At 66.9% G+C, this 15,055-nt stretch carries 14 protein-coding genes; 9 read left to right on the top strand and 5 right to left on the bottom strand.

Going from position 1 to position 15,055, the window contains the following annotated elements; genetic code table 11:
* Positions 1-55 precede the first annotated feature (55 nt).
* Positions 56-940 carry a KPN_02809 family neutral zinc metallopeptidase gene (gene ypfJ / locus CE453_RS21895; RefSeq protein WP_089178086.1) on the bottom strand — a complete coding sequence of 295 codons (885 nt, stop codon included), beginning with the start codon at positions 938-940 and terminating at the stop codon, positions 56-58.
* A gap of 126 nt (positions 941-1,066) precedes the next feature.
* Positions 1,067-1,888 carry a uracil-DNA glycosylase gene (locus tag CE453_RS21890; RefSeq protein ID WP_089176488.1) on the bottom strand — a complete coding sequence of 274 codons (822 nt, stop codon included), beginning with the start codon at positions 1,886-1,888 and terminating at the stop codon, positions 1,067-1,069.
* A 172-nt stretch (positions 1,889-2,060) separates the two neighbouring features.
* Here CE453_RS21890 and CE453_RS21885 point away from each other — a divergent pair, with 172 nt between their 5' ends.
* The 3 genes from CE453_RS21885 (at position 2,061) to CE453_RS21875 (ending at position 7,006) form a co-directional block, all read left to right on the top strand.
* Positions 2,061-3,740 carry an electron transfer flavoprotein-ubiquinone oxidoreductase gene (locus tag CE453_RS21885; protein ID WP_248307834.1) on the top strand — a complete coding sequence of 560 codons (1,680 nt, stop codon included), beginning with the start codon at positions 2,061-2,063 and terminating at the stop codon, positions 3,738-3,740.
* A 536-nt stretch (positions 3,741-4,276) separates the two neighbouring features.
* Entirely contained in the window at positions 4,277-6,070 is a 1,794-nt protein-coding gene (locus CE453_RS21880) for a tetratricopeptide repeat protein (RefSeq protein WP_089176487.1), read from the top strand.
* Positions 6,071-6,085: 15 nt separating this feature from the next.
* Positions 6,086-7,006, top strand: a complete 921-nt coding sequence (locus CE453_RS21875) for a 4-(cytidine 5'-diphospho)-2-C-methyl-D-erythritol kinase (protein ID WP_089176486.1) — start codon at positions 6,086-6,088, stop codon at positions 7,004-7,006.
* 116 nt (positions 7,007-7,122) lie between these two features.
* On the opposite strand, the gene CE453_RS21870 is transcribed toward CE453_RS21875, so the two are convergent.
* The gene (locus CE453_RS21870) at positions 7,123-8,139 is read right to left on the bottom strand and encodes a polyprenyl synthetase family protein (RefSeq protein ID WP_248307832.1); all 1,017 of its coding nucleotides are present in this window, start codon (positions 8,137-8,139) and stop codon (positions 7,123-7,125) included.
* Between the two features lie 158 nt (positions 8,140-8,297).
* Between CE453_RS21870 and CE453_RS21865 the strand changes: the two genes are divergently transcribed.
* Positions 8,298-8,522: a putative signal transducing protein gene (locus tag CE453_RS21865; RefSeq protein WP_089176484.1), complete on the top strand. Its 225-nt coding sequence runs from the start codon at positions 8,298-8,300 to the stop codon at positions 8,520-8,522.
* A complete protein-coding gene (locus CE453_RS21860; RefSeq protein WP_089176483.1) occupies positions 8,515-9,288 on the top strand; it encodes a tRNA1(Val) (adenine(37)-N6)-methyltransferase in 774 nt (257 codons plus the stop codon). Before CE453_RS21865 ends, CE453_RS21860 begins: the two co-directional genes overlap by 8 nt.
* A 2-nt stretch (positions 9,289-9,290) precedes the next feature.
* Here CE453_RS21860 and CE453_RS21855 read toward each other — a convergent pair whose 3' ends face one another.
* Together CE453_RS21855 and CE453_RS21850 are read right to left on the bottom strand one after the other, a co-directional pair.
* Complete coding sequence (locus tag CE453_RS21855; RefSeq protein ID WP_089176482.1) at positions 9,291-9,584, bottom strand: hypothetical protein; 294 nt, start codon at positions 9,582-9,584, stop codon at positions 9,291-9,293.
* A 158-nt stretch (positions 9,585-9,742) separates the two neighbouring features.
* Positions 9,743-10,024 (bottom strand): hypothetical protein, encoded by a 282-nt coding sequence (locus tag CE453_RS21850; protein ID WP_089176481.1) that lies wholly within the window; start codon positions 10,022-10,024, stop codon positions 9,743-9,745.
* A gap of 248 nt (positions 10,025-10,272) precedes the next feature.
* On the opposite strand from CE453_RS21850, the gene CE453_RS21845 reads away from it, so the two are divergent.
* The 4 genes from CE453_RS21845 (at position 10,273) to CE453_RS21830 (ending at position 15,055) form a co-directional block, all read left to right on the top strand.
* Entirely contained in the window at positions 10,273-11,190 is a 918-nt protein-coding gene (locus CE453_RS21845) for a glycine--tRNA ligase subunit alpha (protein WP_089176480.1), read from the top strand.
* On the top strand, positions 11,190-13,328 hold the full coding sequence (gene glyS / locus CE453_RS21840; protein ID WP_089176479.1) for a glycine--tRNA ligase subunit beta: 2,139 nt from the start codon (positions 11,190-11,192) through the stop codon (positions 13,326-13,328). Before CE453_RS21845 ends, glyS begins: the two co-directional genes overlap by 1 nt.
* A gap of 202 nt (positions 13,329-13,530) precedes the next feature.
* On the top strand, positions 13,531-13,692 hold the full coding sequence (locus CE453_RS28985; RefSeq protein ID WP_089176478.1) for a Thivi_2564 family membrane protein: 162 nt from the start codon (positions 13,531-13,533) through the stop codon (positions 13,690-13,692).
* Between the two features lie 100 nt (positions 13,693-13,792).
* Positions 13,793-15,055 carry a GTP cyclohydrolase II gene (locus CE453_RS21830; protein ID WP_089176477.1) on the top strand — a complete coding sequence of 421 codons (1,263 nt, stop codon included), beginning with the start codon at positions 13,793-13,795 and terminating at the stop codon, positions 15,053-15,055.

Below are 15,055 nucleotides of genomic sequence, written 5' to 3'. Positions count from 1 at the left end.
CGAACCGGTTCAAGGCGCCTGCAAGAATCGGAAGGCGAAGCGGAGAGCCTGTGCGTCAGACCTGATTGCGGAACGTGTCGCAGCTCTGCATCGAACCCGACTGGAAGCCGGTGTTGAACCACTTCGTTCGCTGGGCCGAGGAGCCGTGGGTGAAGGAATCCGGCACGACGACGCCCTGCGCCGCCTTCTGCAGCTTGTCGTCGCCGATCGCCGAAGCGGTGCGGATCGCCTCTTCGATGTCGCCCTGGTCGAGCCGGCCCATCGCCTGGATGTTGTGGGCCCAGACGCCGGCGAAGCAATCGGCCTGCAATTCGATCCTGACCGAGATCGCGTTCGCATCGCGCTCGGACGAGCGCTCGCGCAGCTGGTTGGCGCGGGGCAGGATGCCGATCAGGTTCTGGATGTGGTGCCCGACCTCGTGGGCGATGACATAGGCATAAGCGAAGTCGCCACCGCCGCCGAGTTTGCGCTGCATCTCCTGGAAGAAGGAGGTGTCGAGATAGACCTTGCGGTCGTTCGGGCAATAGAACGGCCCCATCGCCGACTGCGCCACGCCGCAGCCGGAGCGGTTGATGCCGGAGAACAGTACGAGCTGCGGCGCCTGGTAGCGGGTGTTGGCCTGCTGCGGCAGCACCTTGGTCCAGACGTCCTCGTTCTGCGCCAGCACGGCCGAGACGAAGCGGCCCATCTCGTCCTGCGGCGGGCCGGAGGACTGGCGCGTCTGCGGCGTCTGCTCGCGCCCGCCGATGCCGCCGATCATCTCGGCGCTGCCGATCAGAAGACGCGGATCGATGCCGAGTGCCCAGCCGAGCAGGCCGAGCACCACCATCGTGCCGATGCCGATGCCGCCGCGACCGCCGGGCATGCCGGCGAAGCCGCCGCCACCACCTCCCCGCCGGTCCTCGAGATTGTCGGACTGGCGGTAATCTTCCCACTGCATGGACAGGTCCCCGACGAAACGCTTCGCCATCTTGCCAAGAGAGGCGACGAACTCAAGAGGCGATAGACTCAGGCCGTCTTGGCTGGCGACGGCTGAACGCAGGCTGACTGCGCCGGTTCCCGGCGATCAGGGCGTTCCGTCCAGTGCCGCCTTTAGCGCCCGCAGGTCGCGCCAGCTCAGGCGCTTGTCGAGCGGCCGGCGCAGAAGATAGGCGGGGTGCAGCGTCGCGATCGCCCGGATGCGTCGGGCGCCGGTGTCGTACTCCACCCATTTGCCGCGCGAGGCCATGATGCCCTTGAAGCCGAGCAGGCCCTGGGCGGAAGGCGCGCCGACGCAGACCAGGATGTCGGGATCGGCGAGCTCGATCTGGCGCTGAATGAAGGGCAGGCAGATCGCGACTTCCTGCGGCGTCGGCGTGCGGTTGCCGGGCGGGCGCCAGGGCAGCAGGTTGGCGATGTAGACGTCTTCCTTCCGCGAAAGCCCGATCGCCGCCAGCATGCGGTCGAGGAGCTGGCCGGAGCGGCCGACGAAGGGCAGGCCGATCCGGTCCTCATCAGCGCCCGGCGCCTCGCCGACCATCATCACCCGGCCCTCGGGGTTGCCATCGGCGAAGACGAGATTCTTGGCCGTGGCCTTGAGCGCGCAGCCCTCGAACTTGGCGAGCGCTTCCTTCAGCTCGTCGAGCGTGCGCGCCTCGCGAGCGAGCGCCTTGGCACTGACGGTGGCGTCGTCGGGCGCCGTCGCGGCTGCCGCGATCGGCCGGGCAGGGGCGGCCGGGCGGCCGGGAAGGGACCGCAGGCGTGGCTGGCTGGCGCCGGCAGGCACGGGATCGGCGAAGTGGTTGTGCGGTTCGTCGTCCAGCGCCTCGGTCACGCCCATCTCGGCGTACCAGCTCAGGAGCTCGTAGGGGTTGGGCTCGTCGGGAGGGGCTGCATGGGACAGGCTCATCAGCCGATCCTATACCTGGTGGAGGCTCTCCGCGAGCGTTCGCGGTTGCAAAACGAACCATAGGCTTGGATAGAGGGTTTCCAGACTGGATCGTGCGCCTCGTTGAACGGTCGGGTAAAACAGTTTATATATAAACTATCTGGGCAATGCGTTTTCGCATGCGGAGGACGGGATGGATCTGAAGGAAGCGCAGAGCGAACCGCGCGAGAGCATGGACTATGACGTCGTCATCGTCGGTGCCGGCCCCGCAGGACTCGCCGCCGCCATCCGGCTGAAGCAGCTCGACGAAACCCTTTCTGTCGTCGTGGTCGAGAAGGGGGCCGAGGTCGGTGCCCATATTCTCTCCGGCGCCGTCATCGACCCGATCGGTCTCGACCGTCTCGTACCGGACTGGCGCGACGATCCCGAGCGGCCCTTGACCACGGAGGTCAAGGAGGACGTCTTCTACTTCCTGACCGAGCCCAACGGCATCCGCCTGCCGAATTTCGGCATGCCGTCGCTGATGAACAACCACGGCAACTTCGTCGGCTCGCTCGGGTTGGTGGCGAAGTTCCTGGCGGCGCGGGCCGAGGCGTTGGGCGTCGAGATCTATCCCGGATTCGCCGCTGCGGAATTGCTCTACAACGAGGATGGCTCGGTCGCCGGTATCGCCACCGGCGACATGGGCATCGCCAAGGACGGCACCGTCTCCGACCGTTTTACCCGTGGCATGGAATTGCGCGGCCGCTACACGCTGCTGGGGGAGGGCGCGCGCGGTTCGCTCTCCAAGATCGCGATCAGGAAGTTCGCTCTCGATCAGGGGCGCGAGCCGCAGAAATACGGCATTGGCCTGAAGGAGCTCTGGCAGGTCAAGCCCGAGAAATTCCACAAGGGCCGCGTCCAGCACTCCTTCGGCTGGCCGCTCGACAACACCACCGGCGGCGGCTCGTTCCTCTATCATTTCGACGACAACCTGGTCTCTGTCGGCTTCGTCGTGCATCTGAACTACCAGAACCCGACGCTCTCTCCCTTCGACGAGTTCCAGCGTTTCAAGACCCACCCGTTGATCCGCGACACCTTCGAGGGCGCCAAGCGCATCGCCTATGGCTCGCGTGCGATCACCGAGGGCGGCTACCAGTCGGTGCCGAAGCTGACCTTCCCGGGGGGCGCGCTGATCGGCTGCGCTGCGGGCTTCGTCAACGTGCCGCGCATCAAGGGCAGCCACAACGCCATCCTCTCCGGCATGCTCGCCGCCGACAAGCTGGTGCCGGCGCTGCAGGCGGGCCGGCAGCATGACGAGGTCGTCGAGATCGAGACGAGCTGGCGTGACAGCGCCATCGGCAAGGATTTGAAGCCGGTGCGCAACGTCAAGCCGCTCTGGTCGAAGTTCGGCACGCTCATCGGCATCGGGCTCGGCGGCATCGACATGTGGCTGAACCAGCTTTTCGGCTGGTCGCCCTTCGGCACGCTGAAGCATGGCAAGCCGGATTTCGCGACGCTGAAGCCGCTCGCCGAGGTCACGCCGATCACCTATCCGAAGCCGGACGGCAAGATCTCCTTCGACAAGCTCTCCTCGGTCTTCCTGTCCTCGACCAATCACGAGGAAGACCAGCCGGCCCATCTGAAGCTGACAGATCCGACGATCCCGATCGCCAAGAATCTGCCGCTCTATGGCGAGCCGGCGCGGCTCTATTGCCCGGCGGGCGTCTACGAGGTCGTCTACGAGAATGCCGAGACGAAGAGCAATCCGCGCTTCGTGATCAACGCGCAGAACTGCGTCCACTGCAAGACCTGCGACATCAAGGACCCGGCCCAGAACATCACCTGGACGGTGCCGGAAGGCGGCGGCGGACCGGGCTACGCGAATATGTGATCGACCGCCATCGGTCAGGATCGGAGCCCGGACCCCCAGCGTTTTCGCGAAGGAGTGGGTCAGCCGAGGTGACGTTGTGTTTCGGCGGAAACTGCTGATTCCAATGACAAAGGGCGCGCCGAAAGGCGCGCCCTTTGCTTTTTACCCAGGCCGGATCAGCCCTTGCGGACGATCGGGGCCACTGGCTTGGTCTCGTCCTTGGCGCAACCGGCGACGAAGCCGGCGAGAAGAGCGACGGCAGCAAAGCTCAGAACAATCTTTTTCATTGGAATGATCTCCAATAGAGGCGCCGCGTGAACTGCAAGCCGGGAAAACATAGACTCGTTGTTCTCGATTGATGACTGCTGATTCCGGCTCGAATGCTCTGGGGCAACCGGTTTTCTGCAACTGTTGCGCGGTCGCTACGAAAGCGCCGCATTCGCATGGGGGCCGGCTTGCCGGTTCGCCCGGAAACGGCCATCTTGAACGCCTACGCGAGCGATCACGGTCCGCTGGAAGAGCGCCCCCGGAACAGTGAGGCGTCGGGCCGAAGGAGAATGGCAGTCGTGACATTTTTGAAGAAGGTGCGTGCCTCCGGCACGGCTGCTGCGTTGTCTCTGGTTCTGGTTCTGCCGGTTGCGGCTGCGGCGCAGGGAGCGACGCCGCGCGCCTCCGAATCGCTTGAGCCCGGCGATACGTTGGAAGGCAATTATCTCGCCGCGATCGTCGCCGGCGCCTCGCGGGATCTCGGCGCCGCTTCCGTCTATCTGCGGGAGGCCGTCAAGGAAGATCCGCAGAACAACGACCTGCTGGAGCGTGCCTTCGTCGCCTTCCTGGCCGATGGCTCGATGCCGGATGCCTTCCGCGCCGCCGACCGGCTGATCCGCGTCGATCCCAGCAACGGCCTCGCCCAGCTTGTCGTCGGCATCCGCGCCATCAAGCAGAAGAGCTACCAGACCGCGCGCAACCACCTGCAGCGTGGCGGCCGCGGCCGCGCGGCCGATATCACCGCGACGCTGCTCTCGGCCTGGTCCTATCTCGGCTCCGGCAATTCGCGACGCGCCATCGAGACGCTGGAACGCCTCAAGGGCGAGCCTTCCTACAATCTCTTCCGCGACTATCACGCCGGCCTGATCCTCGATGCCGCCGGGCGGCGGAAGGAGGCCGAGACGCGCCTGAAGAGCGCTTACGACGCCGAGAAGACCACGCTGCGCCTCGTCGACCTCTGGGCCCGTTTCCAGGCCCGCAGCGGCGATTTCGACGGCGCTGCCGCGACCTATGCCGATTTCGACCGGCTGCTGCCGAACCATCCGATCATCCGCGAGGGCATGGCACTCGTCGGCAAGAAGGAAGCACCGGCGCGCCAGATCGCGACCCCGCAGCAGGGCGCGGCCGAGGTGCTCTACGGCCTCGCCAGCGCCGGCAATCGCCAGGGCGACGAGGCCGCCGCGCTGCTCTATCTGCGTATGGCGATCTATCTCGATCCGAGCCACGACCTCGCGATCCTGACGCTGGGCGACATCCTTGAGCGCTCGCGCCAGCCGGAGGATGCGGTCGCGGTCTACGACAAGATGCCGGCGACCTCGCCGCTGCGTCCCAATGCCGAGATCCAGGCCGGTCTGGCGCTGGAGAACCTCGGCAAGCATGACGAGGCGGTGAAGCATCTCGACAAGGTCATCGCCGAGCGGCCGGACGACGTCGACGCGCTCGCCGCGCTCGGCAACATCTATCGCTCGCGCAAGCAGTTCGCCGAGGCGGCCTCGACCTACGACAAGGCCATCGACAAGCTTGCTTCGCCCGGCCGGGCCAACTGGGACCTGTTCTATTTCCGCGGCATCGCCCGCGAGCGCATCAACCGCTGGCCGGAGGCTGAGGCCGATCTGCGCAAGGCGCTGGAGCTGCTGCCCGATCCGCTCGGCCGCGAGCGGGCACTGGTGCTGAACTATCTCGGCTATTCGCTGGTCGACAAGCATCTGAAGCTCGACGAGGGGCTCGACATGCTGCGCCGTGCCGTCGAGCTCAGGCCGCGCGACGGCTACATCATCGATTCGCTCGGCTGGGCCTATTATCGGCTCGGCCGCTTCGAGGACGCCTCGCGCGAGATCGAGCGTGCTGCCGAGCTGCGTCCGTCTGACCCGGTCATCAACGACCATCTTGGCGACGTCTACTGGAAGACCGGCCGCAAGCTCGAGGCGAAGTTCCAGTGGAACCACGCCCGCGACCTGAAGCCGGAACCGGAGGATCTGCCGAACATTCTGCGCAAGATCGAGCGCGGGCTGGACGAGCCGCCCTCCGCGAACGCAGGCGATCAGGGCGCGCCGGCGGAGCAGACCAAGAAGGACGGCGGCTGAGCCTCGTTCCTCGCGATGCAGCCTGAAGTGGAGAGCCGGGGCCGGGCCATTGCTGCCCCGGCCGGCATCGTGTTGCGCACGCGGGCGCGCGCCAAGATCAATCTCGATCTGCGTGTGCTCGGCCGGCGTGCCGATGGCTATCACGAGCTCGAAAGCCTCGTCGCCTTCGCCGGTATCGGCGACGAGCTGAGCCTCGTGCCCCAGCAGCCGCTATCGCTTTCCATCACGGGTCCACGGGCGGCCGGGCTCGAGGCCGGTGACGGCAATCTCGTGCTGCGGGCGGCGCGCACCTTCGAACAGCTATTTCCCGGCGCGGCGACGGGCAGCTTTCATCTCGTCAAGCGGCTCCCCGTCGCCTCCGGTATCGGCGGCGGCTCGGCCGATGCGGCGGCGGCCTTGCGCCTGCTGGCGCGGCTGAACGGCGTCGCTTTGTCCGACGGCAAACTCCGCGGCGTGGCAGCGAGCGTCGGGGCCGATGTTCCGGTCTGCCTCGAATCGCGGGCGCGGCTGATGGCCGGCATCGGCGAGAGGCTGGGGCCGGTCTTGCGGCTCCCGGCACTATTCGCGGTGCTGGTCAATCCGGGGGTACCGGTCGAGACGGTCGGTGTCTTCCGCGCCATGGGGTTGACGGCGGGCCAGCCGCTGAAAGCGACGCGTGACCAGTGGGCGGCATCGCCTTCCGAAGCCGCGGAGCTTCGTGCCCTGCTGGCATGCTCGGGTAACGACCTCGCCGCACCGGCTGAGCAGATCGCGCCCGAGATTGGCGAGGTTCTGGAGTGCCTCGAGGAGCTGCCCGGGAGCCGGCTCGCCCGCATGTCCGGCTCGGGCGCGACCTGTTTCGCCCTGTTCGACGATTGCCACGCCAGCGCGGCCGCCGCGAAGGTGCTGGCCAGGGAGAGGCCTGGCTGGTGGGTGAAGCCGACGCTGCTGCGTTGAGGCTTTCACCAGCTCGGATCATCGCCAGTCCGATCGGGCGCGATAACGATGATCTATTTTGTTGGCATCGCCTCGGATGATTCCGAAAAGTGGATTCCACTTTTCGCTCCGATGCTTTAGTGCGCTCGCGCCACGCAGAAATCGACGGCGTCGTTGAGCGCCTGCTTCATCGGCGAAGCCGGGAAGAGGCCAAGTGCATCCTTCGCCATCTTGGCGTAGTGGCGCGCGCGCTCGATCGTGTCTTCCAGCGCCTTGTGCTTGCGCATCAGCGCCTGCGCCTGTTCGAGATCGCCGTCCTGGATGTCGCAGTCCTGCAGGGTGCGCTTCCAGAAGGCGCGCTCCTCGTCCGTGCCGCGGCGGAAGGAGAGGACGACCGGCAGGGTGATCTTGCCCTCGCGGAAGTCGTCGCCGGTGTTCTTGCCGAGCTTGGCCGCGACCCCGCCATAGTCCAGTGCGTCGTCGATGAGCTGGAAGGCGATGCCGAGATTGAGCCCGTAGCTGCGGCAGGCGGCGTCGTTCGCCTTCGACGAGCCGGCGATCACGGGGCCGACCTCGCAGGCGGCGGCGAAGAGCTCGGCCGTCTTGCCCCGGATGACGGAGAGATATTCATCCTCGGTCGTCTCGGTGTTCTTGGCGACGGAGAGCTGCAGCACCTCGCCCTCGGCAATCACCGCGGCGGCGGTCGAGAGGATGTCGAGCGCGCGCAGCGAGCCGACCTCGACCATCATCTTGAAGGCCTGGCCGAGCAGGAAGTCGCCGACCAGCACGCTCGCTTCGTTGCCCCAGAGCATGCGAGCGGCGAGCTTGCCGCGCCGCATGTCGCTCTCGTCGACGACATCGTCATGCAGCAGGGTGGCTGTGTGCATGAACTCGACGGATGCCGCGAGCTTGACGTGGCCTTCGCCCTGGTAGCCGCAGAGGCTCGCCATCGCCAGCGTCAGCATCGGCCGCAGCCGCTTGCCGCCGGAAGAAATCAGGTGGTTGGCGACCTCCGGGATCATCGTCACGTCCGAGCCGGTGCGTGACAGGATCATGGCATTGACGCGCTCCATGTCCTCGCGCGTCAGCGCCACCAGCGGCTCGATGCCGCGCTGGCCCGATTCCCGTTCCTCGAAGGATACGACGACACCCAATGGATAAACTCCGACAGAACTTGCGCGCGCCGGGCGGCGCGCCAGAAGCCATTGCCATAACCGTTGCATGGGACGCCAGCCCCCGCAATCGCACCGCAATGACGCAGGCCGGCCAGATCGCACTTGCGTGACGCTCTGCGCTTCGGCTCCATGGCGGCATGCATGAGCTCGTCCGCACCAACGATCTGATTCTGCTCGGCGCCCTCGAAGCGCTGCTGAACGCGGCCGATCTCGACTGCCTGATCGCCGATCAGCACATCAGCGCGCTGGAAGGCATGATCGGCGCCTTCCCGCGCCGGCTGCTGGTACGCGAGGAGGACAAGCGCCGCGCTCGCGCTTTGTTGATCGAGGCCGGCTACGGCGCCGAACTGCGCGATGAGTGACGAGGACGCGCCGGCCGGGCTCGGCGAGATCGTCGAGGACCGGCTGCTCGACGGCCGGCTCTTCCTGCGCCAGCCGCGCAAGGGGCATCGGGCGGGGAGCGATGCGATCCTGCTCGCGGCGGCCTTGCCCGCGCTGGGGGGAGGGCATCTCCTCGATATCGGAGCCGGTGTCGGTACGGTGGGGCTGGCGGCGGCGCTGGCCGAGCCGCAATTGCGTGTCACATTGCTGGAGCGTGACCCGCAGCTCGCTGCCCTGGCTGCGAAGAACGCGGCTCTGAACGGGATGGAGAAGCGGGTGCAGGTCGTCGCGACCGACATCACGGCATCGGCTGCGGATTTATCGGCGCTCGGCCTCAAGCCTGCGAGCTTCGACGCCGTCGCGATGAACCCGCCGTTCTACCCGCCCGGCGGCACGCGCGGCTCGCCGGTGCCGAATCGCAAGGCAGCCCATGTCGCGGAGGGGGATCTGGGCATCTGGCTGCGCGCCGCCCGGCGCCTGCTGAAGCCCGGCGGGTTGATCGCGGTGATCCATCGCGCTGAGGCCTTGCCGGAACTGCTCGTCGGTCTCGGTACCGGCTTCGGTGCCCTTGCCATCCGGCCGATCCATGCCTTCGCGGAACGCCCGGCCGTTCGCGTCATCGTCACCGGTGTCCTGAACAGCAGAAAGCCGGCAGAGCTGCTGCCGGCTTTCGTGATCAACGGACCGGACGGGCGCCTGACGGCGGCGAGTGACGACGTCCACCGCGGCCGGGCGCGCCTCGCCTGATCCTACCAGTAGCGCGGGCCGTAGAAATAGCGCGGGCCATAATAGGGGCGGTAGTAGCGCGGTCCGTAATAATAGGGGCGCGGGCCGTAGTAGCGCGGGCGATAGTAGGGGCGCGGCCCCCAATAGCGCCGCGGGCCGTAATAGTAATACTGCGCCTGCTGCACCAGCCCGCCGGAATCGGCCACGACGCCCGCCGCGAGCGGCGAAACCGGAGCGGCAGAGGCGGGGGACGCGACCAGTGCCGCGCCGCCGAGGGAACCTGCGGCCACGAGGCCGAGAAGCATTGTCCGAAACATGAGATCCTCCATCGAGTGACGCCGGCTGCCTGAGCCGTCGGATCGTGCGTCGCCATACCGGCTAAGCTAAACCTACGAATCTGAACGGCGCGAAACCGCGCCGTTCAGCCTCTCTTCAGGGAGCGGCCTGATCGTGGCCGCATTACGACGTGGCCGGATCAGCGGCAGACCCGCACCGGGCGAACGACCCAGCGCCAGCCGTTCCACACGCGGCGGTTCGACCAGAAGCAGCGCGGACGGTAATAGGGGCGCCCGTAATAGCGGCGCGGGCCGCGGTAATATTGCGCCTCCTGCAACAGGTCGCCTGCCGGCGCGGCCTGGAGCGGCGCAGCGGCGACCGGGGCCGCGACCGGCGCGGCCGAGGCGGGAACCGCGGCGAAAGCGGCAGCGGCGAGGGTGAGAGCGCCGAAAGTGGCGGCAGCAATACGATGGGTCAGCATTTGAAACTCCTGCTGGCTAGGGCCGCCGGCCCGCTCCAGCGCTCACCCCGAACGCCGCGAACCGTGCGAATGGCGATGTCATAATCCATCGCATATGAACGAAAGCTGTCTGGCATCGGTTCCGGTCGCTTTAGCTTGACCGCGCCGGGCGCTAACCCCTAATCACGCGCCATCATTCGCGTTTTTCGGAAGGCTTTTCGCCCTTGCCCGCTCTCGCTTCGCAGTCCTCCGCCTCGCCGTCCCCGGCGATGGATCCGACCCGCTCCTTCCAGGGGCTGCTGCTGACGCTGCAGCGCTTCTGGGCGGAGCGAGGTTGCGTGGTGCTGCAGCCCTACGACATGGAGGTCGGCGCCGGCACCTTCCACCCGGCGACGACGCTGCGTGCCCTCGGGCCGAAATCGTGGCGAGCGGCCTATGTCCAGCCTTCGCGCCGCCCCAAGGACGGCCGCTATGGCGAAAACCCCAACCGGCTCCAGCATTATTATCAGTTCCAGGTCATCCTGAAGCCGTCGCCGCCGAACCTGCAGGAGCTCTATCTGGACTCGCTGCGCGCCATCGGCGTCGACCTCGGCCTGCATGACGTGCGCTTCGTCGAGGACGACTGGGAGAGCCCGACGCTGGGCGCCTGGGGCCTCGGCTGGGAATGCTGGTGTGACGGCATGGAAGTCAGCCAGTTCACCTATTTCCAGCAGGTCGCAGGCGTGGAATGCGCGCCGGTCTCGGGCGAGTTGACCTACGGGCTCGAGCGCTTGGCGATGTACGTCCAGGGCGTCGAGAACGTCTACGACCTCAACTTCAACGGCCTCGATGGCGAGGACCGCATCACCTATGGCGACGTCTTCCTGCAGGCCGAGCAGGAATATTCGCGGCACAATTTCGAGTATGCCAACACCGAGATGCTGTTCCGCCACTTCGCGGATGCGGAAGCCGAGTGCAAGGCGCTGATCGCTGCCGGCGAACCGGCTGCCGGCGCCAACCAGCCCCGTCACGAACTCGCCTTGCCGGCCTATGACCAGTGCATCAAGGCCAGCCACATCTTCAACCTGCTCGATGCGCGCGGCGTGATCTCGGTCACCGAGCGCCAGAGTTACATCCTGCGCGTGCGCGAGCTCGCCAAGGCCTGCGGTGCGGCCTGGCTGAAGACCGTCGGCGGGGGAGCGAACTGATGCCCGACCTCCTGCTTGAACTTTTCTCGGAAGAAATCCCGGCGCGCATGCAGCGCAAGGCCGGCAAGGACCTGAAGAAGCTCGTCACCGATGCGCTGGTCGAGCGCGGCCTCGTCTATGAGGGCGCCAAGGCCTTCGTGACGCCGCGCCGGCTCGCGCTGCATGTCGCCGGCCTGCCCGTGCGCGGCCGCGACGTGCGCGAGGAGCGCAAGGGTCCGCGTGTCGGCGCGCCCGAAGCCGCGGTCCAGGGCTTCCTCAAGGCGGCGGGGCTGAGCTCGCTCGATCAGGCGACCATCGTCAGCGACCCGAAGAAGGGCGATTCCTACGTCGCCATCATCGAGAAGCCGGGGCAGGAGACGATCCAGGCTATCGCCGAGATCGTCCCGGCGGTGATCCGCTCCTTCCCCTGGCCGAAATCGATGCGCTGGGGTAAGGCCTCGGCTGCCGGCGCCAGCCTGCGCTGGGTGCGCCCGCTGCATTCGATCCTCTGCACCTTCGGCGCCGAGACAGAGGACCCGGAGGTGGTGCATTTCGATGTCGACGGCATCGTCTCCGGCAATGTCACCTATGGCCACCGCTTCCACGCGCCCGGCCCGATCACGGTGCGGCGCCTGGAGGACTATGTCGCTTCGCTGGAGAAGGCGAAGGTCGTGCTCGATGCCGACCGGCGCAAGGAGATTATCCTCACCGACGCCCGCAACCTCGCCTTCGCGCAGGGGCTCGACCTCGTCGAGGATGAAGGGCTGCTGGAGGAGGTCGCCGGCCTCGTCGAATGGCCGGTCGTGCTGATGGGCGAGTTCGAGGAGCGCTTCCTCGAGATTCCGGGCGAGGCGATCCGCGCCACCATTCGCGCCAACCAGAAGTGCTTCGTGCTGCGCGATCCCGCGACGGGTGACCTCGCCAATCGCTTCGTCCTGGTCTCGAACCTCGTCGCCAGCGACGGCGGCGCGGCGATCACCGCCGGCAATGGCCGCGTCGTGCGCGCCCGCCTCTCGGATGCCGCCTATTTCTGGCAGACCGATCGCGGCTCGCTGCCGGATCTCGACACGTTCAAGGCCAGCGCCGAAAAGCTCGGCCTCGATCTGGCCAAGCCGCTCGACCAGCGCATGGCCAAGCTCGAGAAGCTCGGCGTCGTCTTCCACGCCAAGCTCGGTACGCAGGGCGAGCGCGTCCAGCGCATCGCCGCGCTGGCCAGGGAGCTGGCGCCGATCGTCGGCGCCGACCCCGAGAAGGCCGAGCGCGCCGCAAAGCTCGCCAAGGCCGACCTCCCGACCGAGATGGTCGGCGAATTCCCGGAACTGCAGGGCCTGATGGGTCGGAAATATGCCGAGCTGCAGGGGGAGGACGCCTCCGTCGCCGCGGCGGTCGAGGAGCATTATAAGCCGCTCGGCCCGTCGGACCGTGTGCCGACCGATCCGGTTTCGGTGGCCGCGGCGCTCGCTGACAAGCTCGACACGCTCGTCGGCTTCTGGGCCATCGACGAGAAGCCGACCGGCAGCAAGGACCCCTATGCACTGCGCCGCGCGGCGCTGGGCGTGATCCGGTTGGTGGTTGAGAATGGGGTGAGGCTGCCGCTGACGCGGGTCGCCAAGGATGCCGACCTCCTCTCCTTCTTCCACGACCGTCTCAAGGTCATGCTCCGCGATCAGGGCGCGCGGCATGACCTTGTCGACGCCGTGCTGGGCGAAGGCGCTTCGGCGAATGACGACCTGCTCCTCATCACCCGCCGTGTCGCCGCGCTCGGCCGCTTCCTCGATACCGAGGACGGCAGGAACCTGCTCGCGGGCTACAAGCGCGCCGCCAATATCCTCAAGGCCGAGGAGAAGAAGGATGGGGAGGGCGCCTTCGCGGGGGCTCCTGACCTTCATCTCATCGCCGATGCCGGCTTGATCGAGGAGAAGGCGCTCGCTGTCGCGCTGGCGCAGGCGACGCCGAAGGCCGAGGCCGCCGTTGCAGCCGAGGACTACGAGGGTGCCATGGCGGCGCTCGCCGAAATCCGTCCGGCGGTCGATGCCTTCTTCGACAAGGTCACGGTCAACGATCCCGACCCGGCGCTGCGCGCCAACCGTCTGAAGCTGCTGAACCAGCTTCGTCAGGCGACGCGCGCGGTCGCGGACTTCGACCGCATCGCCGGCTGATCCAGATGTCGGGAACCCCCTCTCCTTGCTGGAGAGGGGGTTGCTCTGCGACCGCGTGCAAGCCCGCCGGCCCCTTCGCCGGCAAACTCCGCTCCGGAACCTATTCCCGCCCTGCGACGTTCTGTCGGCGGGGCTGACATGCCGCGAGAGCGTCGCGGCGGGGCTCGGGGGGCCGGCTATCGGCCGAGATACGGAGTTTCCAATGAGCATCCTGATTTCGCTGCTGATCACCATCCTCGTCATCGGTCTCGTGCTTTATCTGGTGCGCATGCTGCCGCTCGACGCGCAGATCAAGAACATCGTCCAGATCATCGTGATCGTGATCGGCATCATCTCGCTCCTGCGCTATCTTGCTGTTTTCTAAGGCGATTGACGGCGCGTTCGCGCTGGTTCAGACTCATTGAGGTCCAGAGGGCCCCGGACATGCCGTCGCGGGGCCCTTATTCGTTTCAGGGCGAGACCCGATGAACGCGCCGAACCGTACCGGCCATATCAGGCTGACCTCCCATCCCGAGCCCGGCAGCGCCGCTGCGCGCTTCCCGATCCGATGGGGCGCCCCAACAGCCGCCGAACGCGGGCCGATCATCGCCTCGACCACCAACCCGGCCGATCGCAACGTCATCGGAGCCCATGGCGGCTCCTATTCGGTCTATCGCGCGCTCGCGATCTCGGCCCGCGCGATGAACCCGTCGCAGCGCCCTGACCTGACGAACACCCATCCGACGGCGGAGGTTCTGCCGCAGCCGCAATGGGCTGACCCGAAGAAGATCGTCTCGCTCGATCCCTTCGGTCACACGGTGGCGCAGGATTTCGGCAAACTGATCGGAGAGGGCATCGACATCCGCCCCTCGATCGCGATCACCAAGGCGAGGCTCAACCTGCCCGAGATCCTGGCGGCGATGGGCGCGCACCGGCTCGCTGCCGACGGACATATCCTGCACGCCTCGGGCGACATCTCCGTTACCAAGATCGCGGTCGATCCGGTCTGGTACCTGCCCGGCATCGCCGAGCGCTTCGGCACCAATGAGAACGAGTTGCGCCGCACGCTGTTCGAGCAGACCGGCGGCATGTATCCCGAGCTGGTGACGCGGCCGGACCTCAAGGTCTTCCTGCCACCGATCGGCTCGATCACGGCCTATGTCATGGGCGAGGTCGCAGGCTTGGCCGACCCGAAAAAGCGCATTGCCTGCCGTGTCCATGACGAGTGCAACGGCTCGGACGTCTTCGGCTCCGACATCTGCACCTGCCGGCCCTATCTCATTCACGGCATCGAGGAATGCGTGCGTGAAGCGCAAGGCGGCGGCGTCGGCCTCATCGTCTACAACCGCAAGGAGGGTCGGGCGCTGGGCGAGGTGACCAAGTTCCTCGTCTACAATGCTCGCAAGCGTCAGGAGGGCGGCGATTCCGCCGCGACCTATTTCGAGCGCACCGAGTGCGTCGCCGGCGTGCAGGATGCGCGCTTCCAGCAGCTCATGCCGGATGTGCTGCACTGGCTCGGCGTGACGCATATCGACCGGCTGATGTCGATGTCGAACATGAAATACGACGCCATGGTCGAGAGCGGCATCACCATCGGCGAGCGTGTCGCCATCCCGCCGGAGCTGATCCCGCCGGATGCCTCGGTCGAGATCGAGGCCAAGAAGGCGGCAGGCTATTATTCGCCCGAGGGCGCGCCGGGCGACAACGCCCTGAAGGCCACGGTCGGCCGTGACCTCGAGAAGTTCTGA

It is taken from the genome of Bosea sp. AS-1 (genome assembly GCF_002220095.1).
Taxonomy (GTDB): domain Bacteria; phylum Pseudomonadota; class Alphaproteobacteria; order Rhizobiales; family Beijerinckiaceae; genus Allobosea.
This window is presented reverse-complemented; position numbering and strand designations above follow the sequence as displayed.